Origin of the sequence: Salipiger pallidus, assembly GCF_014643635.1 — a bacterium.
GTDB lineage: Bacteria > Pseudomonadota > Alphaproteobacteria > Rhodobacterales > Rhodobacteraceae > Salipiger > Salipiger pallidus.
In genome coordinates this window covers 146232-168126 of record NZ_BMJV01000007.1, presented here as the reverse complement: position 1 = coordinate 168126, position 21895 = coordinate 146232, and the positions used below count along the sequence as shown (strand labels likewise).

23 protein-coding genes are annotated in these 21895 nt (G+C 66.4%); 7 read left to right on the top strand and 16 right to left on the bottom strand.

The window, feature by feature from the left end; translation table 11 throughout:
- Position 1: 1 nt before the first annotated feature.
- The gene (locus IEX41_RS16900; protein ID WP_373285655.1) at positions 2-511 is read right to left on the bottom strand and encodes a lytic transglycosylase domain-containing protein; all 510 of its coding nucleotides are present in this window, start codon (positions 509-511) and stop codon (positions 2-4) included.
- 137 nt (positions 512-648) lie between these two features.
- On the opposite strand from IEX41_RS16900, the gene IEX41_RS16895 reads away from it, so the two are divergent.
- Positions 649-1497 (top strand): SDR family oxidoreductase, encoded by an 849-nt coding sequence (locus IEX41_RS16895; protein ID WP_188791488.1) that lies wholly within the window; start codon positions 649-651, stop codon positions 1495-1497.
- Positions 1498-1500: 3 nt separating this feature from the next.
- On the opposite strand, the gene dxs is transcribed toward IEX41_RS16895, so the two are convergent.
- The 6 genes from dxs to IEX41_RS16865 form a co-directional block, all read right to left on the bottom strand.
- A complete protein-coding gene (gene dxs / locus IEX41_RS16890; protein ID WP_188791486.1) occupies positions 1501-3402 on the bottom strand; it encodes a 1-deoxy-D-xylulose-5-phosphate synthase in 1902 nt (633 codons plus the stop codon).
- A gap of 15 nt (positions 3403-3417) precedes the next feature.
- Positions 3418-4287 (bottom strand): polyprenyl synthetase family protein, encoded by an 870-nt coding sequence (locus IEX41_RS16885; RefSeq protein ID WP_188791484.1) that lies wholly within the window; start codon positions 4285-4287, stop codon positions 3418-3420.
- A 6-nt stretch (positions 4288-4293) separates the two neighbouring features.
- On the bottom strand, positions 4294-4548 hold the full coding sequence (locus IEX41_RS16880) for an exodeoxyribonuclease VII small subunit (protein WP_188791482.1): 255 nt from the start codon (positions 4546-4548) through the stop codon (positions 4294-4296).
- Positions 4545-5471 (bottom strand): histone deacetylase family protein, encoded by a 927-nt coding sequence (locus IEX41_RS16875; RefSeq protein ID WP_188791481.1) that lies wholly within the window; start codon positions 5469-5471, stop codon positions 4545-4547. The genes IEX41_RS16880 and IEX41_RS16875 overlap by 4 nt, the downstream gene beginning before the upstream one ends.
- 87 nt (positions 5472-5558) lie before the next feature.
- Positions 5559-6260 carry a response regulator gene (locus IEX41_RS16870; protein ID WP_188791479.1) on the bottom strand — a complete coding sequence of 234 codons (702 nt, stop codon included), beginning with the start codon at positions 6258-6260 and terminating at the stop codon, positions 5559-5561.
- The gene (locus IEX41_RS16865; RefSeq protein WP_188791478.1) at positions 6257-6769 is read right to left on the bottom strand and encodes a MarR family winged helix-turn-helix transcriptional regulator; all 513 of its coding nucleotides are present in this window, start codon (positions 6767-6769) and stop codon (positions 6257-6259) included. The genes IEX41_RS16870 and IEX41_RS16865 overlap by 4 nt, the downstream gene beginning before the upstream one ends.
- 190 nt (positions 6770-6959) lie before the next feature.
- Between IEX41_RS16865 and IEX41_RS16860 the strand changes: the two genes are divergently transcribed.
- From IEX41_RS16860 to IEX41_RS16850, 3 genes are all read left to right on the top strand, one after another.
- Complete coding sequence (locus tag IEX41_RS16860; RefSeq protein ID WP_188791476.1) at positions 6960-7829, top strand: branched-chain amino acid aminotransferase; 870 nt, start codon at positions 6960-6962, stop codon at positions 7827-7829.
- Positions 7830-8211: 382 nt separating this feature from the next.
- Complete coding sequence (locus tag IEX41_RS16855; protein WP_188791474.1) at positions 8212-9696, top strand: AMP nucleosidase; 1485 nt, start codon at positions 8212-8214, stop codon at positions 9694-9696.
- A gap of 131 nt (positions 9697-9827) precedes the next feature.
- Positions 9828-10118, top strand: coding sequence for an HU family DNA-binding protein (locus tag IEX41_RS16850; protein WP_188791472.1), 291 nt, complete (start codon positions 9828-9830; stop codon positions 10116-10118).
- Positions 10119-10215: 97 nt separating this feature from the next.
- Here the strand turns inward: IEX41_RS16850 and argC are convergent, their stop codons facing one another.
- The 4 genes from argC to IEX41_RS16830 form a co-directional block, all read right to left on the bottom strand.
- Complete coding sequence (gene argC / locus IEX41_RS16845; protein ID WP_188791470.1) at positions 10216-11190, bottom strand: N-acetyl-gamma-glutamyl-phosphate reductase; 975 nt, start codon at positions 11188-11190, stop codon at positions 10216-10218.
- 262 nt (positions 11191-11452) lie between these two features.
- Positions 11453-12148, bottom strand: coding sequence for a GNAT family N-acetyltransferase (locus IEX41_RS16840; RefSeq protein ID WP_188791468.1), 696 nt, complete (start codon positions 12146-12148; stop codon positions 11453-11455).
- Between the two features lie 4 nt (positions 12149-12152).
- The gene (locus IEX41_RS16835; RefSeq protein WP_188791467.1) at positions 12153-13553 is read right to left on the bottom strand and encodes an aminotransferase family protein; all 1401 of its coding nucleotides are present in this window, start codon (positions 13551-13553) and stop codon (positions 12153-12155) included.
- 404 nt (positions 13554-13957) lie between these two features.
- Entirely contained in the window at positions 13958-14923 is a 966-nt protein-coding gene (locus IEX41_RS16830) for a zinc-ribbon domain-containing protein (protein WP_188791465.1), read from the bottom strand.
- Positions 14924-15095: 172 nt separating this feature from the next.
- Between IEX41_RS16830 and IEX41_RS16825 the strand changes: the two genes are divergently transcribed.
- The 3 genes from IEX41_RS16825 to IEX41_RS16815 are packed head-to-tail and all read left to right on the top strand — an operon-like array spanning position 15096 to position 17400.
- A complete protein-coding gene (locus IEX41_RS16825; protein ID WP_188791464.1) occupies positions 15096-15773 on the top strand; it encodes a cell division ATP-binding protein FtsE in 678 nt (225 codons plus the stop codon).
- Between the two features lie 14 nt (positions 15774-15787).
- Positions 15788-16663 (top strand): cell division protein FtsX, encoded by an 876-nt coding sequence (locus tag IEX41_RS16820; protein WP_188791526.1) that lies wholly within the window; start codon positions 15788-15790, stop codon positions 16661-16663.
- Positions 16663-17400 (top strand): lysophospholipid acyltransferase family protein, encoded by a 738-nt coding sequence (locus tag IEX41_RS16815; RefSeq protein WP_188791462.1) that lies wholly within the window; start codon positions 16663-16665, stop codon positions 17398-17400. The genes IEX41_RS16820 and IEX41_RS16815 overlap by 1 nt, the downstream gene beginning before the upstream one ends.
- A 126-nt stretch (positions 17401-17526) precedes the next feature.
- Here the strand turns inward: IEX41_RS16815 and lpdA are convergent, their stop codons facing one another.
- From lpdA to odhB, 5 genes are all read right to left on the bottom strand, one after another.
- On the bottom strand, positions 17527-18921 hold the full coding sequence (lpdA, locus tag IEX41_RS16810; RefSeq protein ID WP_188791460.1) for a dihydrolipoyl dehydrogenase: 1395 nt from the start codon (positions 18919-18921) through the stop codon (positions 17527-17529).
- A 95-nt stretch (positions 18922-19016) separates the two neighbouring features.
- Entirely contained in the window at positions 19017-19406 is a 390-nt protein-coding gene (locus IEX41_RS16805) for an MAPEG family protein (protein ID WP_188791459.1), read from the bottom strand.
- Positions 19406-19798 (bottom strand): MAPEG family protein, encoded by a 393-nt coding sequence (locus tag IEX41_RS16800; RefSeq protein WP_188791457.1) that lies wholly within the window; start codon positions 19796-19798, stop codon positions 19406-19408. The genes IEX41_RS16805 and IEX41_RS16800 overlap by 1 nt, the downstream gene beginning before the upstream one ends.
- Positions 19799-19913: 115 nt before the next feature.
- Positions 19914-20150: a DUF3303 family protein gene (locus IEX41_RS16795; protein ID WP_188791454.1), complete on the bottom strand. Its 237-nt coding sequence runs from the start codon at positions 20148-20150 to the stop codon at positions 19914-19916.
- A 176-nt stretch (positions 20151-20326) separates the two neighbouring features.
- Complete coding sequence (gene odhB / locus IEX41_RS16790) at positions 20327-21892, bottom strand: 2-oxoglutarate dehydrogenase complex dihydrolipoyllysine-residue succinyltransferase (protein WP_188791453.1); 1566 nt, start codon at positions 21890-21892, stop codon at positions 20327-20329.
- Positions 21893-21895 lie beyond the last annotated feature (3 nt).

Here is a 21895-nt window from a genome sequence, read left to right as displayed (position 1 = left end):
GTCAGCCCTGGCGCAGGCCAGTGGCAACCAACATGCCCCTGCGCTTGGCTTCGTAATAATAGCCGCGGGCGTACCAGGAAATCGCGGTGTCGTGGCTGCCATCAGACAGCAGCCATGCGCCGCGAAGGTACTTTACCCCGTACCGAAGATTGGTGTCCGCGCTGAGGAGGTCCGAGGGAGAGCCGCGGAACCCCATGGTGCGGGCCGTTGCAGGAAGGATCTGCAGCAGGCCATAGTAGGGGCCATTGCGGGCCGACGGGTTGTGGGTGCTCTCGCGGATGGCCAGCCGGTGGACCAGACGACGGGGCACCTCGTAATGGTCGGACCACTTGTTGATGAGACGCCGCAGTTCGGGCGTCTCGTTCGGATAGAGAGAGGGATTGTAGCGACCACGGCTGATCTCATCGTCTTCAACCGAAGCTCGCGGGCTGCAGGCAGCAGCGCCAAGGATCATGAGCAGGCTGGCGCGCCGGGAGTAATGAGCCGGCCGAGAAAAAGCGGTGCGAGACATAACGACGTCCTCGTGAAAATGCGCCTCCTGATTAGCGCAGCGCCCCGGTGCTGCAAACGCCGGTGGCGCCGCATGGGCGCTTTGCCGCTCAGCCGGGACCGCTTGCATTTTCGGGCAGCACAACTCACTCTGCGCGCATGAAAAATACACTTCTTGCACTTGGTTGCGGCTACTCGGCCAAGGCTCTGTCCCGCCGCCTGATCCCTCAGGGCTGGCATGTTCTCGGAACGATCCGCGACATGGCGGGCGAAGACGAGCTGCGCGAAGAGGGAATCACCCCCGTGCCATGGGATGCGGAAACGGTGACTGCCGCTCTTTCCGAAGCGACCCACCTGTTGATCACAGCGGGTCCTGGTGACATCGGGGACCCGTCGCTCGCGCTTTGTGCAGAGGCCATCGCCGAGCATGGGCCGCGCATGGAGTGGATTGGCTACCTGTCGACCACCGGGGTCTACGGCGACCATGGCGGCGACTGGATCAACGAGGATACCCCGCTGCGGCCAAGCACGCCACGCGGCCAGAAACGGCTCGAGGCCGAGCGCAACTGGTCGGCCATTCCGGATCTGCCACTGCATATCTTCCGCCTCGCGGGCATCTACGGGCCGGGAAGGGGGCCGTTCGCCAAGCTGCGCAGCGGCAAGGCGCGGCGCATCATCAAGCCGGGGCAGGTGTTCAGCCGCATTCACGTCGACGACATCGCGCAGGTGCTCGAGGCGTCGATCAGGCAGCCTTCGCCGGGCAGCGCCTATAACCTCTGCGATGACGATCCCGCCCCGCCGCAGGATGTCATCGCCTTCGCGGCGGAGCTGATCGGCCTGCCGGTGCCGCCGGCAATCCCTTTCGAAGAGGCGGAGATGACGCCCATGGCGCGCAGCTTCTATGCCGAGAACAAGCGCGTGTCGAACCGGCGGATCAAGGACGAGCTGGGAGTCGAGCTGTTCTATCCCGATTACCGCGCCGGTCTGCGCGCCGAGGTGAAGGGCTAGGCGTCAGGCCTTGTCCAGCACCTGACGCACCTTCGCCTCGATCTGCGCCGCATCGAGGCCGGCGGCCTCGTACATGGCGGCAGGGCTGGCATGGTCGATGAACGTGTCGGGCAGAACCATCGAACGGAACTTCAGCCCGTCATCGAACACGCCGTGGTCAGACAGAAGCTGAGCCACGTGGCTGCCGAAACCGCCGACCGAGCCTTCCTCTATCGTGATGAGCGCCTCATGATCCCGTGCCAGCCCGAGGATCAGCTCCTCGTCCAGCGGCTTGGCGAAACGGGCGTCGGCGACAGTGGGGGTAATCCCCTCTGCGCCAAGACGGTCGCAGGCGGCCTCGACCTCGGACAGCCGGGTGCCGAAGCTCAGGATCGCGACGCGTGCGCCCTCGCGGATCATGCGGCCCTTGCCGATCTCCAGCACTTCGCCCCGTTCAGGCATCTCGACGCCCGATCCTTCGCCGCGCGGGTAGCGGAAGGCGATGGGGCCGTCGTCATGCGCGGCGGCGGTGGCGACCATGTGCTTCAGCTCGGCCTCGTCGGCGGCGGCCATCACCACCATGCCCGGCAGGTTCGCCATGAAGGCAATGTCGAAGGCGCCCGCATGGGTCGCGCCATCGGCACCGACAAGACCCGCGCGGTCGATGGCGAAACGCACCGGCAGACGCTGAATCGCGACGTCATGCACCACCTGGTCGTAGCCGCGCTGCAGGAAGGTGGAGTACATCGCGCAGAACGGCTTCATCCCGCCCGCCGCGAGGCCCGCCGCGAAGGTCACGCCATGCTGTTCGGCAATGCCCACGTCGAACACGCGGCTGGGGTAGCGTTCCGCCATGAGGTCGAGCCCCGTGCCATCGGGCATGGCGGCGGTCACGGCGCAGATGCGGCTGTCCTCGGCGGCGATGCGGGTCAGTTCCTTCGCGAAGACCTTGGTGTAGGAGGGCGCGTTTGAAGGCGCCTTGCTCTGCTCGCCTGTGAGCACGTTGAACTTGGCGCGGGCGTGGCCCCGGTCGGCGGCATCCTCGGCGGGGGCGTAACCCTTGCCCTTCTTCGTCACCACGTGCAGCAGGATCGGTCCGTCCGCGCGGGCCTTCACGGTGCGCAGCACCGGCAGCAGGTGCGGCAGGTCGTGCCCGTCGATGGGACCGACATAGCTGAAGCCGAAATCCTCGAAGAGCGTGTTGCCCACGGCCATGGTCTTGAGCACGTCGCGCGCGCGCTTTGCGCCTTCACGGAAGGGGCCGGGCAGCAGCGACACCGCGCCCTTGGCGGCGGCCTTGAGGTCCTGGAAAGGCGCCTCGGCGTAGAGCTTGGACAGGTAGGTGGACATGGCGCCGGTGGGCGGGGCGATGGACATCTCGTTGTCGTTGAGCACGACGATCAGCCGTTTGCCAAGGTGGCCGGCGTTGTTCAGCGCCTCGAAGGCCATGCCGGCGGACATGGCGCCGTCGCCGATCACCGCAATGGCATCGCCGTTTTCCCCATCACCGCCAAGGTCGCGCGCAACGGCAAAGCCGAGCGCCGCCGAGATCGAGGTCGAGGAATGGCCCGCGCCGAAGCAGTCGTAGGGCGACTCGGACCGCTTGGTGAAGCCTGAGAGCCCGCCTTCCTGACGGATCGTGCGGATGCGGTCCCGGCGGCCGGTAAGGATCTTGTGCGGGTAGGCCTGGTGCGACACATCCCAGATGATCTTGTCGCGGGGCGCGTCGAACACCGCGTGCAGTGCCACGGTCAGCTCCACCACGCCAAGCCCTGCGCCAAGGTGGCCGCCGGTCTCGGACACGGCGGCGATGGTCTCGGCCCGCAGCTCGTGTGCCAGCTGGATCAGCTGATCATCGGAAAGCTGTTTCATGTCCGCCGGGGTGGTCACCCGGTCGAGCAGCGGCGTTTTGGGCGTGTCGGCCATGTGCATCCTCGGCGTTCAGTTGCGCCTCGAGATAACGAAGCGGGCGGCCTCCCGCAAGGTATCGGCCCGGCTGCCGTAGGGGGCGAGGGCATCGCAGGCCTCGGTGACCAGCTGATCCGCGCGGGCCTTGGCCGCATCGAGGCCGAGCAGGGACACGAAGGTGGCCTTGCCGCGCCCTTTGTCCTTGCCCACCGCCTTGCCCACGGTCTTTGCATCGCCTTCGACATCGAGGATGTCATCGGCGATCTGGAAGGCAAGGCCCAGCCGGTCGGCATAGGCGGTCAGCGGCGCAAGGTCCGCCTGCGCCAGCCGCGTGCCCGCCAGTGCCGACCAAGTGATGAGCGCGCCGGTCTTGCCGGCCTGAAGCGTGGTGATCTGCTCCAGTGTCAGCGGCGTGCCCGCGGTTTCGGCGGCCATGTCGAGCGCCTGTCCCAGCACCATGCCCCGCGCCCCCGAGGCGCGGGCGAGGCTGAGCGTCAGATCAGCGCGGACCTCGGCCGAGGGGTGGCAGCGCGGGTCCGAGACCAGCTCGAACCCCAGTGCCTGAAGCGCGTCGCCAGCAAGGACGGCGGTGGCCTCGTCCCACTTGCGGTGCACCGTGGGCTGGCCCCGGCGCAGGTCGTCGTCGTCCATGCAGGGCAGATCATCATGCACCAGCGAATAGGCGTGGATCGCCTCGATGGCGCAGGCGGGCCAGAGCGCGCGGTCCTCGCTCACGTCGTGCAACCGTGCGCCTTCCAGCACCAGCCAGCCGCGCAGACCCTTTCCGCCAACCACCGCGTAGCGCATGGCGTGGATCACCGGCAGGTCGGCCATGTCGGCGGTCATCGCATCGAAATGGGCTGCGACGCGCTGCGCGCCGGCCCCGAGGCTATCGCTGAACATGGGGTGTTACAGACCTTCGACGGGCTTGAGGCCCTGAGGCTCGCCATTGGCGTCGAGGGTGATCGCGGCGACCTTTTCCTCGGCTTCCTTGAGCTTGGTCTCGCAACGGGCCTTGAGCAGGGCGCCACGTTCGTAAAGCTTGATGGATTGCTCGAGCGGCACTTCGCCGCGCTCCAGCTGACCCACCACCTGCTCGAGCTCGGCCATGGCCTGCTCGAACGACATATCCTCGACGGGGGTTTCGACCGGCGTTTCGCTCATTTTCCTGCCTCGATCAGTTCTTCCACGTGGGCGCGGGCCGATGCGGCCAGCGCGTCCAGATCATAGCCCCCTTCGAGGACCGAGACCACCCGCCCGTCGCAATGCCGCGCCGCGATGCGGCACAGCTGGCCGGTGAGCCAGCGGAAATCCTCCTCGCGCCAAGACAGCTGGGCCAGCGGGTCGTCGTGGTGGGCGTCGAAGCCCGCCGAGATGATCAGCAGTTCGGGGGCGAAGGCGTCGAGACGGGGTAGTCCGTCGCGCGTCCACGCCGCGTACATCTCGGTCCCGCCACTGCCCGGGGGCAGGGGGAGGTTGACCACGTTGTCATGTCCGCCGCGTTCCGTGGCCGCGCCGGTGCCCGGCCAGAGCGGGAATTGCTGCGACGACACGAACAGGGCGCGCGGCTCGTCCCAGAGCAGATCCTGCGTGCCGTTGCCGTGATGCACGTCAAAATCCACCACAGCCACCCGCTTCAGCCCGTGCCTGTCGAGCGCGTATTGCGCTGCCAGCGCGGCATTGCCGAATAAGCAGAAGCCCATGGGTGTCTCGCGTTCGGCGTGGTGGCCCGGCGGGCGGGTGGCGCAGAAGACGTTTCTGGCCTCGCCAGCCATCACTGCGTCCACCGCGCGGATCGCCGCCCCGGCGCCGCGCCGGGCGGCCATCATGGAGCCGGGGGTCATCCATGTGTCGCCATCCAGCGCGACCGCGCCAGTTTCGGGCGCAGCGGCGGCGATGCGGTCGATGTAAGCTTGCGGATGGACGTGGGCGATGTCTTCGTCGCGGGCGGGTGGCGCGGCCATGCGCAGCAGGTCGAGGCTGGCCAGCGCGTCAAGCACGCGCCCTTGCCGCGCCACCTGTTCGGGGTGGCCCTCGGGCGTTGTGTGGCCAAGGCAGTCGTCGTGGCTGATGAGTGCGGTGGTCATGTCGGTCCTCCCCCGGATGGGCCTGTGGTCAGGCCTTTGGATGAAACCGCAGCACGGCGCGAGGTGACAGGGGCGGTCTGCCCCGGCTCACTCGGGCGCCAGCATGTAGCCCGCACCGCGCACGGTCTGAAGGTAACGCGGCTGCTTGGGGTCCGGTTCGATCTTGCGTCGCAGCCGGGTGATCTGAACGTCCACCGCGCGCTCCTGTGCCTGCCCCTTGTCGCGGCCCAGCTCTTCGACGAGCTGGGTGCGGCTGAGCGCCTCACCGGGACGGGCGGCGAAGATCCGCATCAGGTGGCTTTCGGTGGCGGTAAGGCGCACTGGCTCTTCGCCCTTCCACATCTCGGCACGTTCGATGTCGTAGCGAATAGGGCCAAGGGTGAGCAGCTTGGGGGCGCTGTCCGCGGCGCGGGTGTCGGGCACCCGGCGCAGGATGGCGTTGATGCGCAGCAGCAGTTCCTTGGGCTCGAAGGGCTTGGGCAGGTAATCGTCGGCCCCGGCCTCGAACCCCTTGATGCGATCCTCGGTCTCGCCCCGGGCGGTCAGCAGCATGATCGGGGTCTGGCGGGTCTCGCGGATGGCGCGGGTCAGGCTGACGCCGTCCTCGCCGGGCATCATCACGTCCAGTACCAGCATGTCGAAGTCGAGCCCCGACAGAATGCGCCGGGCGTGCGCCGCGTCGCGCGCGGTGGTGACGAGAAAGCCGTTGCGCACGAGGAACTTCTGCAACAGGCCGCGGATACGTTCGTCGTCGTCGACGACAAGGATGTGGGCGTCGGGTTCGGTCATGAGCGGGCCTCGCGCAGGCCTGAGAAGTGGCGGTGCATCTCGGGGTCCATCATCGCCTCAAGCACGCGGCGAAAGCCGGTGACCGCCTCGGGGCCGGCCTGCCGGTAGGCGGCGCGCATGCGGGCGCGCTGCGCGTCCGACAGCTGGTGTTCCAGCGCGGCGCCGGCCTCGGTCAAGTAGAGATGGCGTTCGCGCTTGTCCATGCGGCCCACACGGCTTTCCACCAGCCCGTCTTCGACCAGCGTGCGCAGCACCCGGTTCAGGGACTGCTTGGTCACCCCGAGGATCGACAGCAGGTTGTTCACCGTGGTGCCCGGCTGGATGTTGATGAAGTGGATCGCCCGGTGGTGGGCGCGGCCATAGCCGTTGCCCTGCAGGATCCTGTCGGGATCGGCAGTAAAGGCCCGGTAGGCAAAGAACATTGCCTCGATCCCTTGCCGCAGCTGTTCGTCGGTCAGGTACAGCAGGCTTTCGCCCCCGTGCCCCTGGTTTCCGGGCCCCTCCGCCATGTGCTGTCCCTTCGCCTTCCGGTATTGGGCCGCACTTTAAGTCAGCGTTGTTGACATTCCAAGACCGAACTGTTAGCGAGTCTCAGTTTTTGCGCAACTTTGTGTCCGAAGCGGACTTGATTGACGCAATATATGTAAAGACTCTCTCGCTTTCGTGAGGGATCTTGATGACGCTGAAAAGGAGAGCGTGATGGAAGGTGCATACGACGACCGCGACGGCAAGATCTGGCTGGACGGCAAGCTGGTGGAATGGCGCGACGCTAAGGTGCACGTACTGACCCACGCGCTGCACTACGCCTCTTCCGTCTTCGAGGGCGAGCGCTGCTACGATGGCAAGATCTTCCTTGGCCACGAGCATTCGAAGCGCCTGCGCTTCTCGGCGAACGAGCTCGATTTCGAGATCCCCTACACCGCCGAGCAGATCGACGCCGCCAAGGAAGAGGTGCTGAAGGCCAACGGCCTGACCAACGCCTATGTGCGCGCCGTGGCGTGGCGTGGGGCAGGGCAGGACATGGGTGTCGCCTCGGCGCGCAACCCGGTCCGGCTGGCCGTGGCCGCGTGGGAGTGGGGCAACTACTACGGTGACGCCAAGACCAAGGGCGCCAAGCTCGACATCGCCAAGTGGAAGCGCCCGTCGCCGGAAACCATCCCGGTTCATGCCAAGGCCGCCGGTCTTTACATGATCTGCACCATGTCCAAGCACGCGGCCGAGGCCAAGGGCTGCTCGGACGCGCTGTTCATGGATTACCGCGGCTACGTGGCTGAGGCGACCGGCGCCAACATCTTCTTCGTCAAGGACGGTGAGGTTCACACCCCGCTGGCGGACTGCTTCCTCAACGGCCTGACCCGTCAGACGGTCATCAAGCTGCTGAAGGAAAAGGGCATCACCGTGCACGAGCGGCACATCATGCCCGAGGAGCTGGACGGCTTCGAGCAATGCTGGCTGACCGGCACCGCCGCCGAGGTGACCCCGGTGGGCCAGATCGGCGACTACAGCTTCGAGGTCGGCGCGCTGACCCTCGACATCGCCGCGACCTACGAGAAGCTGGTCCGCAGCTGATCGCCGGATACCGGATCCGATCCGGGCCCAAATGTCTGGCTGGATTGCCGGCCCGCCCGCCGGGCTTGCCTGCAAACTGACCCATGCGCCGCGCAGCCCCAAGGCCGCGCGGCGTTTTCTTGAGCGGTGGATCGTCGCCGTGATGCTGCGCCGGCGGTCCGCCACGGTCGCATCGCCGATTGGCGGCTTGTCGGGTGCGCGATGCCGCGCCGGGGCCAACATGGCCAAACTGCTGAGCTCCGCTCCGCCACGACCGCGGCGATGCGCCGCGATCAGCCGTTTCCCCACGGCGCACCGATCATGCGGGCGTGTCATGAATGTCTGCCTTGAACGCCCCTGCGCTTGCTGTCACCTTGCCTGTAAAACCGCGCAAGAGGTACGCATGCAGGACACAACGGCACCGCTCCAGATCGTCACCCCCGAGGCGGCAGCGCCCGAGCTCTTCACCGATGCCTCCGCCGCCGTGGACCGGCTTTGCGCGCTTTACGACGAGGCGGTGGGCTTTCTGCATGACCGCTTTCTCGAGGCCATGGCCAAAGGTCATCCCGGCGTGCGCATCCGCGCGTACTACCCCGAGATCCGCGTCACCACGACCACCTACGGGAAGGTCGACAGCCGTCTGAGCTTTGGCCATGTGCCGAGCCCCGGCACCTTTGCCACCTCGGTCACGCGGCCCGATCTCTTCCGCTACTACCTGCGCCAGCAGATCGGCCTTTTGCTGGAAAACCACCAGGTCCCTGTGCAGATCGGCCTGTCGTCGGTGCCGATGCCGGTGCATTTCGCCGTTGCCAACTACCCCGACCTCACCGTGCCGCAGGATGGTGCGGGGGACTTCGTGTTGCGCGATGTGTTCGACGTGCCGGACCTCAACGTGACCAACGACGACATCGTCAACGGCCTCGCGGTTCCGGCCGAGGACGGCGCCCAGCCGCTGGCGCCCTTCACCGCGCAGCGGGTGGATTACTCCCTCGCCCGGCTGGCGCATTACACCGCCACCGATCCGATGCATTTCCAGAACCACGTGCTGTTCACCAACTACCAGTTCTACGTTTCGGAATTCGAGGCTTACGCCCGCGCCCAGCTGGCGGACCCGGACAGCGGCTACACCAGCTTCGTGTCCACCGGTAACGCCGAGATCGACACGCCGGACGGAGATCTGCCCATCAGTCTCAAGATGCCGCAGATGCCGACCTATCACCTCAAGCGCGCGGACGGATCCGGGATCACGTTGGTGAATATCGGGGTAGGGCCGTCCAATGCCAAGACCGCGACGGACCACATCGCCGTGCTGCGCCCGCATGCATGGCTGATGGTCGGCCACTGCGCAGGGCTGCGCAATTCGCAAAGCCTTGGGGATTTCGTGCTCGCCCACGCCTACCTGCGCGAGGACAAGGTGCTCGATGACGATCTGCCGCTCTGGGTGCCGGTGCCGGCGCTGGCGGAAATCCAGGTGGCGCTCGAGGATGCGGTGGCCAAGGAAACGAAGCTGGACGGGTTCGACCTCAAGCGGATCATGCGCACGGGTACCGTGGCTTCGGTGGACAACCGCAACTGGGAATTGCGCGAGCAATCCGGCCCGGTGCGCCGTCTCAGCCAGAGCCGGGCGGTGGCGCTTGACATGGAAAGCGCGACCATTGCGGCCAACGGCTTCCGCTTCCGGGTGCCTTATGGCACCTTGCTCTGCGTCAGCGACAAGCCGCTGCACGGCGAGCTGAAGCTTCCCGGCATGGCCTCGGATTTCTACAAGACTCAGGTGGCGCGCCACCTGATGATCGGGATACATGCCATGGAGACGCTGCGTGGCATGCCTCTTGAGCGGCTGCACAGCCGGAAACTGCGTAGTTTTGAGGAAACAGCGTTCCTGTGACGGCAGCGTTTGCGGCGGAAATCAGCGTTTTTCCCTTGCAAACAGCCACTATTCGTTGTGTCTGAACTCCAGATAAAGTTATCAAAGCATATCGAGGCCCAATTCTTCGGGCAGCCAAGGAGACCATAGAAATGGCGACGAAACCGATGACCAAGACCCAGCTCGTGGCCGCTCTGGCCGAGAAGATGGACGCGGACAAGAAGACCGCGACCACCGCGCTGGACGCGATCACCGATCTCATCACCCAGGAAGTCGCAGCAGGCGGCGCCGTGACCCTTCCGGGCGTCGGCAAGATCTACTGCCGCGAGCGGCCCGAGCGGATGGTGCGCAACCCCGCCACCGGTGAGCAGTTCAAGAAGGAAGCCGACAAGCAGGTCAAGATGACCATCGCCAAGGCTCTGAAGGACAGCGTGAACGGCTAAGCCCGTTCCTGACCTGATCGAACTGAAAGGACCGCCTCGGCGGTCCTTTTCTTTTGTGCGGGGCAGGCGGGCCATGTCTTCGCCCGCCCCGGGCGGCTCACGGCCAGACGGGCATCCCTTCGAGCCCGGCGGTTTCCGGCAATCCGCAGGCAAGGTTGGCGTTCTGCACTGCCTGTCCCGCAGCGCCTTTGCCGAGGTTGTCCACCACCCCCAGGCCGATCACCAGATCACGCTCGGGGTCGGCGGCGTAATGGACGAAACTCAGGTTCGACCCCGAGGCCCATTTCGTCTGGGGAGGCCTGTCCGTAACCCGGACGAAGGGCCGGTCCGCATAGAAATCCCGGGCGGCATCAAGGCATTGTGCCGTGGTGGCGCTACCCCGCGCGTAGATCGTCACGAGGATGCCCCGCGTCATCGGCACGAGGTGCGGCGTGAAGACAAGGCCCCGCGCGCTGCCGCCGAACCCTTCTATGGTGCGGGCCATCTCGGGCATGTGGGTGTGCTGCAGAAGGCCGTAAGGTTGTAGCGTCTCGTTGCTGTCCGCATAGCCAAAGCGGCTGTCACCGCCGCCGCGCCCCGCGCCCGAGATGCCGGTCTTGGCGTCGATGATGATGCCCTCCGGCCGGATCAGCCCGGCGCTCAGCAGCGGTGCCAGCGTGTTCAGGGTTGCCGCTGGAAAACAGCCGGGATTGGCGATGCGGGACTGCCCGGCGATGCGGTCCGGCCAGACATCGGCCAGTCCGTAGGTCCAGCCCGGTGCGTAGCGGTGATCGCCGCCGATGTCGACGATCTTCACGCGGCTGGGCACCTTCGCCAGCGCCTCGGCCGACGCGCCGGTGGGCAGGGAGGCGAAGAGCACGTCGAGATCGGGCAGCGTCTCGGGATCCCACGGCGCGATCCGTAGTGCGGCAAGCTTCGGGGGCACGCCCGGAAAGCGGTCTGCAAGGCGACTGCCAGCGCTGCCGCTGCCTGCCGCAAAGACCAGTTCGAATTCGGGGTGGGCGGCGATCAGACGCAGCGCTTCGCCGCCGCCAAAACCGCTGATGCCGACAATGCCGACGCGTATGCTCATGGGGTGTCCTTTCGGGGATCTGGATGTCTGGAATACGAAAAACCCCCGAAGCCGGGGGCTGCGGGGGTTCGGACGATGCGGGCGTTGCGGGCCGGGTGGCGGTCTTTAACGGACCGTCATGCCTCGGCTCTGGAACAGGCGCGCAGCGGGACCGGCCACCGCAGAAGGGCTGCGGCGTCGACGGAATGCGCAAGGGGTCATTGTTCCGAACATGACCGAAGCAATGCGGCCCCTGTGCCGTCCGGTCAAGGGAAAAGCGGCCTCAGCATGCGTTCAACGGGTGGATCTGCCGGCCCTCCGCGTCGAAGTTTTCGGGGGCGAGCCAGCGGTCGAACCGTGCTTTCAGCGCGGGCCATTCGCTGTCGATGATCGAAAACCACGCGGTGTCGCGGTTGCGGCCCTTTACCACGGTGGCCTGCCGGAACGTCCCTTCATAGGTGAACCCCAGCCGCTCTGCCGCCCGCCGCGACGGCGCGTTGAGCGCATCGCATTTCCATTCGTAGCGCCGATACCCAAGCGTGCCGAGCGCGTGGCCCATCATCAGGGCCATCGCCTCGGTGGCCGCCTTGGTGCCACGCATGGCCCGGCCAAAATGGATGTAGCCAACTTCGATGCTGCCCACCTCCGGTGCAATGCGCAGGAACGAGCAGAAGCCCATGGGCGCGCCATCGGGGCGGCAGATGGTGAAGAACAGCGGGTCTTCGCTGGCTGACGAGGCAAGGGCCCAGTCGGCGGCATCGGCGCGGTCCGTGAAGGGCCCGCGGGGCATGTAGGTCCAGCCCGCGCCATCGGTGTCCACCGCGAACACGTCGAACAGCGCATCTGCATGTTCCGGATGCATCGGCACAAGCTGCACATGCCGCCCCGCCAGCGTGCTGCGCGTGGGGCGGGGGCGAGGCAGGGCGGACGTCACGGGCGCGCCCATCGGCTGCCCGTGCTCGTTGATCTGGGTGCTCATGACCTCAGCCGAACACCTTCGCAAGGCTCTGATCCACCGCATCGACGATGGCGTCGATGTCTGCCTTCGTGGCGATCAGCGGCGGCGCGAAGCACAGCACGTTGTTGCGCCCCGGGACCGATCGGTTGGTGGCCCCGATGATGACCCCAAGTGCACCGCAGTTGGCGACGACCGCGCCGACCTGCGCCTCGGGCACCGGCTCCTTGGTGTCCCGGTCCGAGACCAGCTCGAGCCCGAGGAACAGCCCCTTGCCGCGGGCCTCGCCCACGACCGGGTGCTTGTCCTTGAGCGCCTCGAGCCGGCCAAGCATATAGGTCCCCATCTCGGCACAGTTCGCGAGCAGGCCTTCCTCCTCGATGATCCGCATGTTTTCCAGCGCGGCGGCGGGACCGGCGGTGCAGCCGCCGAAGGTCGAGATGTCGCGGAAATAGCTGAGCGGATCGTTTGCGTCATCCTTGAAGAAATCGAAGACCTTCTCGTTGGTGACGCAGCAGGCGATGGCCGCGTAGCCGCTGGCAACGCCCTTGGCCATGGTCACGAAATCGGGCTCGATGCCGTAGTGCTGGTAGCCGAACCAGTGGGTGCCGGTGCGCCCGATGCCACAAACCACCTCGTCGATGTGAAGCAGGATGTCGTACTTGCGGCAGATCTCCTGCACGCGGGGCCAGTATCCTTCGGGCGGAACGATGACGCCGCCCCCCGCCGTCACCGGCTCGAGACAGAGCGCGCCGACGGTCTCGGGGCCTTCGCGCAGGATGACCTCCTCGATGGCATCGGCGGCACGGCGGCCATACTCCTCGCCCGAAAGCTCGCCCCAGCCCTGCTCATGGGCGCGGTATTCAAGGCAGTGCGGCACCCGTACGAAGCCCGGCGCGAAGGGACCGTACTGCACGTTGCGCTCATCCTGACCGCCCGCCGACATGGTGCCGATGCTCGAGCCGTGGTAATCGCGGTCGCGGTAGAGGATCTTGTGCTTCTTGCCGCCGTATTTCCTGTGCGCGATCTGGCGCACCATCTTGAAGGCCTTCTCGTTCGCCTCCGATCCGGAGTTGGTGTAGTAGACGCGGCTCATGCCCGGCATCTTCTCGATCAGCTTCTCGGCAAAGAGCGCGCCGGGGATCGAGCCTGCGGCCCCGGCGAAATAGTTCAGCTTCATCAGCTGTTCGGACATCTTGTCTACGATGGACTTGCGGCCGTAGCCGACGTTGACGGTCCAGACCGCGCCGGACACGGCGTCGATAAATTCCTTGCCGTTCTGGTCCCAGACCCGCATGCCCTTGCCTTCGACGATGATCCGGGGATCGGTCGACTCGAAGGCCTTGTGTTGGACAAGGTGGTGCCAGACATGGGCCTTGTCGGCCTCGACTACGTGGCTCAGATCGTTCTGGGAATGGGTGCCGTCCATCTTGTCATCGTCTCCAGCAGATGCGCGAATCCGGCCCGCCGCCGGTTCGGCCGAATGTTAGCACAGATATGATCAAAAATGCCACGGGATAGCAGCGCGGGTGCGCCGGGATCGGGCCGGTTGCAAGCCTGAGCGGCGTTTCGGTGGGCATCTGCAGGACATTCGCTCGTCGATGGACCGACGACGGGAGGTGTCGCATCAGTGCGGAGCGATCTCCGCGCTATCCTGCGGCGACCAGCGGGGCGGATCACCGGAAAAGTCGGAGACGGTGCCCGTCCCGGCAATGCCGTCGGGGACCGCCGCCGCCCTCTTGGACGGCACCGCGCAGGTGGCCTAGAAAGAGCGGGACATGGCCGCAGCCCTGCGCTCGCTCGTCCAGTCCTCGTCCAGCGCTTGCAGGGCCTTCACTCGGTGGGCGAGCCGCCGGCGATCATCTGCACCAGAGCGCTCACCTGGCTATCAAGCCAGAGCCGCAGCCCGTCCACCCATGAGGTGTAGGCATTCATGATTTCGGCTGACTCGGGGAAGACGGTGACCACCTTGTCCGCCATGATGTAGACCAGCACCGCGAGCACCATGATGGCGATGACCAGACGGAAGCCGGCGGCAAACCCGCTACGCTCAGCCTCGTCTTCTTCGTCCTCGACCATGCGCCCCTGCGGCGTTTCCATGCCATGCCGTTCCGACGATGCACGGAGGGTCTGGTTGATCTCTTCGATGTCGGGAAGCATCTCCCGGCGCGACCCGGCAACGGCTGCAGCTGCCACGCCATCCTGCCGGGACGCGTCCGCATTGCCCGGCGGGGCCTTGACGACAGGGACGTGGGGCGCCGGCGTGTCGGGCTCCGTGCCCTGGATGTGCGCCATGCGGTCGCGCGCCTCGCGTGAGCGGCGGGCCACCTTGTCCTCGGACGGTTCCTGAAGCCCGAGATCGGGCTGGCTTTCGAGGCTTTCCGCCTCGCGGCGACGTTTCTCGCGCTCGGCCTCGGCGCGCAGCACCTCTGCGACCGACGGGTCGAGTTCGCGGCGCGGTTTGGTCGGGGCCTCAGGGACGGGCACCGGTTCGCGGGTGGGCTCGGCCTTGTCTTCGTCGTCGGGATCGCTGAGATCGTCGTCGCCGAATGCGTCTTCTGAGGTGCCGTCGGGATCGGACGGCGGCGGGGGAGGCGCGATGGCCTCGTCCGACGCCTCCTGCAGGTCAGCAGTCGGCCTGTCCTGATTTTCTGCGGGGGCGGTTTTCAGATCGTCGTCTGGGTGCGCCTGGAACCACGTATGACCACAATTGGAGCACTGAACGTCGCGCCCGCCCTCGGGTATGACGTTCGTCGGCACCTCGTATTGCGCACCGCAATTCGGGCAAATCAGCCGCATCTGGTCCCCATATGCCTGTGGGCGCGAAAGCGCCTCGTTTCCTTGTGTGACAATAGGTTGCCGGCCCCCCTTGGAAAAGCCCATTTCCGCGGTCCGCGCGGATTGCATAAGCGTCGCGGCTCATGCACAACAGGCCTCAGCCTGGCGGGGGTGTTTCAGGGGTGTATCTGGCGTGATCGAGTTGGACAATGTGGCCTACAGCTACGGCGGTGGCGAGCTGCTGAGCGAGCTGTCCCTGCAACTGGCACCCGGATCGTTCCATTTCCTCACCGGCCCATCTGGTACCGGCAAGACCACCCTGCTGAAGCTCTGCTACGGCGCGCTGCGGCCCACGGCGGGCTATGCGCGTCTGTTCGGGCAGGATGTGCGGCAGATGGGGCGCGACGATATCGCCATGAGCCGCCGGCGCATCGGTGTGGTGCACCAGGACTGCCAGTTCCTCGACCACCTGCCACTGGCTGAAAACGTTGCCCTGCCTCTGGCTGTATCCGGCCAGCCCATCGCGTCGGGGGACGAGAACCTGCGCGAGCTGCTGGCCTGGGTCGGCCTTACAGAGCGCGCCTTGGCGTTGCCGCCCGAGCTGTCGGGGGGCGAACGCCAGCGCGCTGCGCTGGCCCGGGCGGTGATCATGTCGCCCGAGGTCATCCTCGCAGACGAGCCCACGGGCAACGTCGACTGGGAGATGTCACAGCGCCTTCTGCGGCTGCTGGTCGAGCTCAACCGCATGGGCAAGACCATCCTCATCGCGACCCACGACCTTGCCCTGATCCGCGCCGCCAAGAGCCAGGTGCCCGCGCGGGTGCTGCGCATCGTGAACCGCAAGTTGCAGGCGGCGGGATCAGAGCTGTGAGGATTGCACTGGACATGCTGCAGGGCGACAGGGCCTCGGACCGGGTGGTGCCGCCCACCGGCTTTACCGCGCGGCTGACGGTCTTCGTGTCGGCGGCGATGGCCTTCCTCGCGGTCTTTGCGCTGGCGCTGTCGCTGGCAGCGGGGCGGCTTGCCACCACGTGGGGTGATGAGCTGGCACGCGCCTCCACAGTGCGCATTTCGGCCCCCGAGGGACAGATGGCGGCGCAGACCTCGGCGGCGCTGCGGCTACTGCAACAGACACCCGGCGTGGACTCGGCTCGTGCGCTGAGCGAGGCGGAACAGCGGGCCCTGCTCGAGCCGTGGTTCGGCCCCGACTTGCCGGTCGACCAGCTGCCCGTGCCGCAGCTGATCGAGGTGACCGAGACTGCGGACGGCTACGATGCCGCGGGCCTGCGCCTGCGCCTGCAGGCCGAGGTGCCGGGCGCGGTGCTTGACGATCACGCCCGCTGGCGGCGGCCACTGGTAGCGGCGGCGGCGCGTCTGAAGCTGATGGGCTGGGTGTCGGCGATCCTGATCGCCGGGGCGGTCGGCGCGATGGTGACGCTGGCGGCCAACGCTGCGCTGGCCGCCAATGCACAGGTCATCGCGGTGCTGCGCCTCGTGGGGGCCACGGATGCCTATATTTCTCGCGCCTTTGTGCGGCGCTTCACGTTGCGGGCGCTGACCGGCTCGGGTATCGGGACCTTCGTCGGGGTGCTGGCGGTGTTCCTGCTGCCCGCGAGCGGCGAGACGGCAGGGTTCCTTACGGGGCTGGGGTTCAAGGGCTGGCACTGGGTCGTGCCGCTTCTGGTGCCGCCCCTTGCCTCTGCCGTGGCCTTTGCCGCGACGGTGGTCGCGGCCCGGCGTGTACTGGGAGATCTGAGCTGATGACATACGCGATCCAGTGGGTTCGTTCACTGCTGTTCCTCGTTGCAATGTACGGTGGCATGGCCTTGGTCGGCATCCTCTATGCGCCTTGGGCGATCGTGTCGCGGCGCGGCGCGCTGGCGGCCTGCCGTCACTGGTGCAAGCTGGTGTGCTGGCTGGCGGGCTGGATGGTCGGCCTCAAGACCGAGATCCGCGGCACCCCGCCCACGGACGAGGTGATGGTCGCATCCAAGCACCAGAGCTTTCTCGACATCATAATGATCTTCGCGCATGTCCCGGCGGGCCGCTTCATCATGAAGCGCGAGCTTCTGTGGATGCCGGTGCTGGGGCAATACGCCGTGCGCATCGGCTGCGTGCCGGTGAACCGCGGCAAGCGGGGTGCGGCGATCCAGAAGATGCTGAGCGACGTGGAAAGCGGCAAGAGCTTCCCGGGCCAGCTGATCATCTACCCGCAGGGCACGCGCGTCGCGCCGCATGTGAAGGTGCCCTACAAGGTCGGGGCCGCGCTGCTCTACCGTGAACTGGGCCAGCCTTGCGTGCCTGCGGCCACCAATGTCGGCCTGTTCTGGCCGCGCAAGGGCATCTACCGCAAGCCGGGCCGTGCCATCGTGGAGTTCCTGCCGCGCATCGAGGCGGGCCTGCCGCGCGACCAGTTCCTGCCGCAGCTCGAGGCCGTGGTGGAAGAGGCCAGCGACCGGCTCATGGCCGAGGCAGGCTCGCCGAAACCGGCGGAGTGATCTTTTCGTAAACTTCGGGGGGCAGCAAATTCCTTTGCAAGGAATTTGGCTTTGCCATGGCGCGCGCCGGGTGCTGACCGCGCACAGGGCAGATGGAGGGGCCGCGACAGCCCCTCCGGTAATGCCTCAGGCGTGGATGGCGCCGTCGCCGCAGGCCAGAGCCGCCTCGCGCACCGCTTCCGAGAAGGTCGGGTGGGCGTGGCAGGTCAGCGCGAGATCCTCGGCAGAGCCGCCATATTCCATGATCACGCAGACCTCGTGGATGAGATCGCCCGCCGCCGGCCCGATGATATGGCAGCCAAGCACACGGTCGGTTTCCTTGTCCGCGAGGATCTTGACGAAGCCGTCACCGGCGAACACAGCCTTGGCGCGGCCGTTGCCCATGAACGAGAACTTGCCGACCTTGTAGGCGCGGCCCTCGTCCTTCAGCTGGGCTTCGGTCTTGCCGACCGAGGCGACCTCGGGGTGGGTGTAGATCACGCCGGGGATCACGCCATAGTTCACGTGACCGGCCTTGCCCGCCAGCACTTCGGCGCAGGCCATGCCTTCGTCCTCGGCCTTGTGCGCCAGCATCGGGCCCTCGATGGCGTCACCGATGGCGTAGACGCCCTTGACGCTGGTTTCCCAGTGGTCATTGGTGGCAATCTGGCCACGCTTGGTCATCTCGACGCCAAGCGCCTCGAGGCCAAGCCCGTCGACGAAGGGCTTGCGGCCGGTGGCGACCAGCACCACGTCGGCATCGACCTCGTGTTCGCTGTCATCCTTGCGCAGTTTGTAGGTCACCTTGCCCTTGCCATCCGTCGCTTCGACCTTTGACACTGCGGCCCCGAGGGTGAACTTCAGGCCCTGCTTGGACAGCAGCTTTTGCAGCGATTTCTGCACGTCCGCGTCCATGCCGGGGGTGATGTGGTCGAGGAACTCGATCACCTCGACCTCGGCGCCGAGGCGGGCATAGACCGACCCCATCTCGAGCCCGATAACACCGGCGCCGATGACGATCATCTTCTTGGGGATTTCCGGCAGCTCGAGCGCGCCGGTGGACGTGACGATGACCTTCTCGTCGATCTCGACCTCTGCGCCGGGCACGGAGGAGGGCACGGAGCCTGATGCGACGATGATGTTCTTGGCCTCGTAAACGTCGTCACCGACCTTGACCTTGCCCGCCTCTGGGATCGAGCCCCAGCCCTTGAGCCAGTCGATCTTGTTCTTCTTGAACAGGAACTCGATGCCCTTGGTGTTCTGGCCGATCACGTCATCCTTGTAGGACAGCATCTGTTTCCAGTCGACCGACGGCGTCTCGCCCTTGAGACCCATGGCGGCAAAGTTGTGCTCAGCCTCGTGCAGCTGGTGAGAGGCGTGCAGCAGCGCCTTCGAGGGGATGCAGCCCACGTTGAGGCAGGTGCCGCCGAGGGTTTCGCGGCCTTCGACGCAGGCGGTCTTGAGGCCGAGCTGAGCGCAGCGGATGGCGGCGACGTAGCCGCCGGGGCCCGCGCCGATGACGATGACGTCGTATTGTGCCATGGGGTTTTCCTTTCCGTTATCGTGGGCCGGGTGGGGGCGCTGCCCCCGTCCGCGTTCCGCGGACTCCCCCGGGATATTTGAGGCAATTGGAAGGTCTAGAGAAGCGCCGCGATCAGCATGGTGGCGGTTGCGGCAAGGCCGACGATCCAGATCAGCGACCGCCAGGGCGTCCAGCCGAAAAGGTAGGCCGGGACGTAGAGGATACGGGCGAGAAGGTAGATCCCGGCGGCCAAGGCGGTCACGGCGCTGCCGGCGTCGGCGAAGCTGACCGTGAGCGCGGCGATGCCGAAGAGGATCAGCCCCTCGAAGTGGTTGTTCATCGCACGATGCGCGCGGCCTGCCATGCCGCTGAGCTGGCGGCCTTCGTCGCGGGGGGACATGGCGTAGCGTCGGCCGACCTGCTTCTGGGCGAGGACCGAGAACAGAGCCATCTGCAGCAGCTGCAGCAGCGTCGCGAGGATCAGGACGGTAAGTTCCGGGGTCATCAGAAGAAGCTCGCTGCAATCATGCCGAAGCAGGACAGCAGCCCCACCATGAAGATGACGGAGCGCCAGGGCGCCCAGCCGAAGGCGTAGGCCGGCAGGTAGAGCGCGCGGGCGGCAACGAAGATCCACGCCAGCAGTGCGGTCAGCCATGAATTGCTGTCCGTGAACTGCACCAGCACGACGGCGATGATGAAGATGCCGATGTTCTCGGTGTGGTTCGCCAGCGCCCGGCGCAGTCGCTTGGTGTGTTCGGACAGGCGGCCTTCGACCCCGTCGCGCGGGCCGGTATTGCCGTCGCGGCCCACATCGGCTTCGAGGGCGCGCTGGGACCACATGACCGCGGCCATGTGTACAAGGACGGTGGCGGCGAGGGCGGCAAGTTCGGGCGTCATGGGCAAATCTCCACTCCGAGGCCGGGGCGGGCCTGCGGCAGGGACAGGGAAAAGGGCAGGCCCCGGAGCTGATCCGGGGCGCAGGTGGTCATGAGAGGGGCGTGACGCATAAGCATCAGGCGGTTCTCAGGAAATGCGAGGATTCGGGTGCGTGGCCGAGGCTGCCGGCCTTGCCGAGCCAGCCTTGCGCCTTGGCCTGATCGTTTACCTCGAACAGGATCCACGTGGCGGCGCCTTCGGTTTCAGTCCAGCGCTGAAGTGGCGTAAGGCCGGCGTTGGCGCGGTTCTCGGCGTCACTGTCGAACTGTGCTTCGTCGAAGCCGGTATAGCGGGTGAGCAGTTGCAGGGTCATCAGGTGGCCTCCCTTTGCGTTGCAGGCCGGGCGGTGCCGGTGATGCCGTGCGCCCGGATCGCGGTGCCGCGATACTGGTTCAACGCCGTCTTCTCCGGTCGGTTGCGCCGCATGCTACCCTCTTGGATGCGCCCGGGCAGGAACTCCCGCCCGGGCAATGCGATTGCGTGTCGCGATTACAGGTCCATCAGCAGACGGCGCGGATCCTCGAGCGCTTCCTTGACGCGCACGAGGAAGGTCACTGCGCCCTTGCCGTCGACGATGCGGTGATCGTAGCTAAGGGCGAGGTACATCATCGGGCGGATCTTGATCTCGCCGTTGACGACCATGGGACGGTCCTGGATCTTGTGCATGCCGAGGATGCCCGACTGCGGCGGGTTCAGGATCGGCGAGGACATCAGCGAGCCGTAGACACCACCGTTGGAGATGGTGAAGGTGCCGCCCTGCATTTCCGCCATCGAGAGCTTGCCGTCACGGGCTCGCTTGCCCTTCTCGGCGATCTCGCCTTCGATCTCGGCAAAGGACTTCTCGTGGACGTCGCGCAGAACCGGAACCACGAGGCCCTGCGGGGTGCCTGCGGCGATGCCCATGTGCACGAAGTTCTTGTAGACCACTTCGTTGCCGTCGATCTCGGCGTTCACTTCCGGCACTTCCTTCAGCGCGTGCACGCAGGCCTTGGTGAAGAAGGACATGAAGCCAAGGCGCACGCCGTGCTTCTTCTCGAAGAGATCCTTGTACTGCTTCCGCAGCGCCATGGTCTCAGTCATGTCCACCTCGTTGTAGGTGGTGAGCATGGCCGCGGTGTTCTGCGCATCCTTCAGGCGGCGCGCGATGGTCTGGCGCAGGCGAGTCATCTTGACGCGCTCTTCGCGGGCGGCGTCCTCGGCGGGCGAGGGGGCGCGCTTGGGCGCTGCCGGCGCGGACGAGGCGGCAGGGGCAGACTTCGCGGCGGCGATCGCTGCCGAGACGTCTTCCTTCATGACGCGGCCGTCCTTGCCAGAGCCCTTGACGGAGCCTGCATCGAGACCCGCTTCGGACATGGCCTTCTTGGCCGAGGGCGCATCCTCGATGTCCTTGCGACCATTTTTCGGCGGCTCCTGGTCGGAGGCCGAGCTGGGCGCGGGGGCTTCGACGGCGCCCTTGCTGGCGGCATCGCCCGACGCGGCAGATCCGCCTGCGCCGCCAAGAACGGCAAGCTTGCCGCCTGCCTCGACGGTGGAGCCTTCCTCGGCGAGGATCTCGGTCAGGGTACCGGCGGAGGGGGCGGGCACTTCGACGGACACCTTGTCGGTTTCAAGCTCGCAGAGCATCTCGTCCTGCTCGACCGTGTCGCCGACCTTCTTGAACCATGTTGCCACCGTCGCTTCGGACACGGATTCGCCAAGGGTCGGCACCATCACGTCGACGGCCTCACCGCCACCCGAAGCGGGCGCTTCGGACGCGCCCTTGTCAGCCGACTTGGAGGCCGAGGGGCGCTCTTCGGGCGTTTCGGAGCCGGCTTCGCCTGCCGGGGCGATGTTGGCGAGCAAGGCGTCTACACCCACGGTGTCGCCTTCGTTCGCGACGATATCGGCCAGCTTGCCTTCGACCGGGGAGGGCACCTCGACGGTGACCTTGTCGGTTTCCAGCTCGCACAGCATCTCGTCGACCGCCACGGCGTCACCCGGTTTCTTGAACCAGGTGGCCACGGTTGCCTCGGTCACGGATTCCCCGAGCGTGGGGACGCGCACTTCGGTCGTCATCAG

Excerpts from the sequence above, each read along its gene's own strand:
- IEX41_RS16800 (WP_188791457.1), bottom strand. The coding sequence starts at position 19,798 with ATGACGCCCGAACTTGCCGCCCTCGCCGCCACCGTCCTTGTACACATG.
- IEX41_RS16855 (WP_188791474.1), top strand. The coding sequence starts at position 8,212 with ATGCAGGACACAACGGCACCGCTCCAGATCGTCACCCCCGAGGCGGCA.
- IEX41_RS16795 (WP_188791454.1), bottom strand. The coding sequence starts at position 20,150 with ATGACCCTGCAACTGCTCACCCGCTATACCGGCTTCGACGAAGCACAG.
- IEX41_RS16860 (WP_188791476.1), top strand. The coding sequence starts at position 6,960 with ATGGAAGGTGCATACGACGACCGCGACGGCAAGATCTGGCTGGACGGC.
- IEX41_RS16895 (WP_188791488.1), top strand. The coding sequence starts at position 649 with ATGAAAAATACACTTCTTGCACTTGGTTGCGGCTACTCGGCCAAGGCT.
- IEX41_RS16880 (WP_188791482.1), bottom strand. The coding sequence starts at position 4,548 with ATGAGCGAAACGCCGGTCGAAACCCCCGTCGAGGATATGTCGTTCGAG.
- IEX41_RS16820 (WP_188791526.1), top strand. The coding sequence starts at position 15,788 with ATGCTGCAGGGCGACAGGGCCTCGGACCGGGTGGTGCCGCCCACCGGC.
- dxs (WP_188791486.1), bottom strand. The coding sequence starts at position 3,402 with ATGGCCGACACGCCCAAAACGCCGCTGCTCGACCGGGTGACCACCCCG.
- IEX41_RS16815 (WP_188791462.1), top strand. The coding sequence starts at position 16,663 with ATGACATACGCGATCCAGTGGGTTCGTTCACTGCTGTTCCTCGTTGCA.
- IEX41_RS16870 (WP_188791479.1), bottom strand. The coding sequence starts at position 6,260 with ATGACCGAACCCGACGCCCACATCCTTGTCGTCGACGACGACGAACGT.
- IEX41_RS16840 (WP_188791468.1), bottom strand. The coding sequence starts at position 12,148 with ATGAGCACCCAGATCAACGAGCACGGGCAGCCGATGGGCGCGCCCGTG.
- lpdA (WP_188791460.1), bottom strand. The coding sequence starts at position 18,921 with ATGGCACAATACGACGTCATCGTCATCGGCGCGGGCCCCGGCGGCTAC.
- IEX41_RS16805 (WP_188791459.1), bottom strand. The coding sequence starts at position 19,406 with ATGACCCCGGAACTTACCGTCCTGATCCTCGCGACGCTGCTGCAGCTG.
- IEX41_RS16850 (WP_188791472.1), top strand. The coding sequence starts at position 9,828 with ATGGCGACGAAACCGATGACCAAGACCCAGCTCGTGGCCGCTCTGGCC.
- IEX41_RS16885 (WP_188791484.1), bottom strand. The coding sequence starts at position 4,287 with ATGTTCAGCGATAGCCTCGGGGCCGGCGCGCAGCGCGTCGCAGCCCAT.
- argC (WP_188791470.1), bottom strand. The coding sequence starts at position 11,190 with ATGAGCATACGCGTCGGCATTGTCGGCATCAGCGGTTTTGGCGGCGGC.
- IEX41_RS16830 (WP_188791465.1), bottom strand. The coding sequence starts at position 14,923 with ATGCGGCTGATTTGCCCGAATTGCGGTGCGCAATACGAGGTGCCGACG.
- odhB (WP_188791453.1), bottom strand. The coding sequence starts at position 21,892 with ATGACGACCGAAGTGCGCGTCCCCACGCTCGGGGAATCCGTGACCGAG.
- IEX41_RS16835 (WP_188791467.1), bottom strand. The coding sequence starts at position 13,553 with ATGGACGGCACCCATTCCCAGAACGATCTGAGCCACGTAGTCGAGGCC.
- IEX41_RS16900 (WP_373285655.1), bottom strand. The coding sequence starts at position 511 with ATGTCTCGCACCGCTTTTTCTCGGCCGGCTCATTACTCCCGGCGCGCC.
- IEX41_RS16875 (WP_188791481.1), bottom strand. The coding sequence starts at position 5,471 with ATGACCACCGCACTCATCAGCCACGACGACTGCCTTGGCCACACAACG.
- IEX41_RS16865 (WP_188791478.1), bottom strand. The coding sequence starts at position 6,769 with ATGGCGGAGGGGCCCGGAAACCAGGGGCACGGGGGCGAAAGCCTGCTG.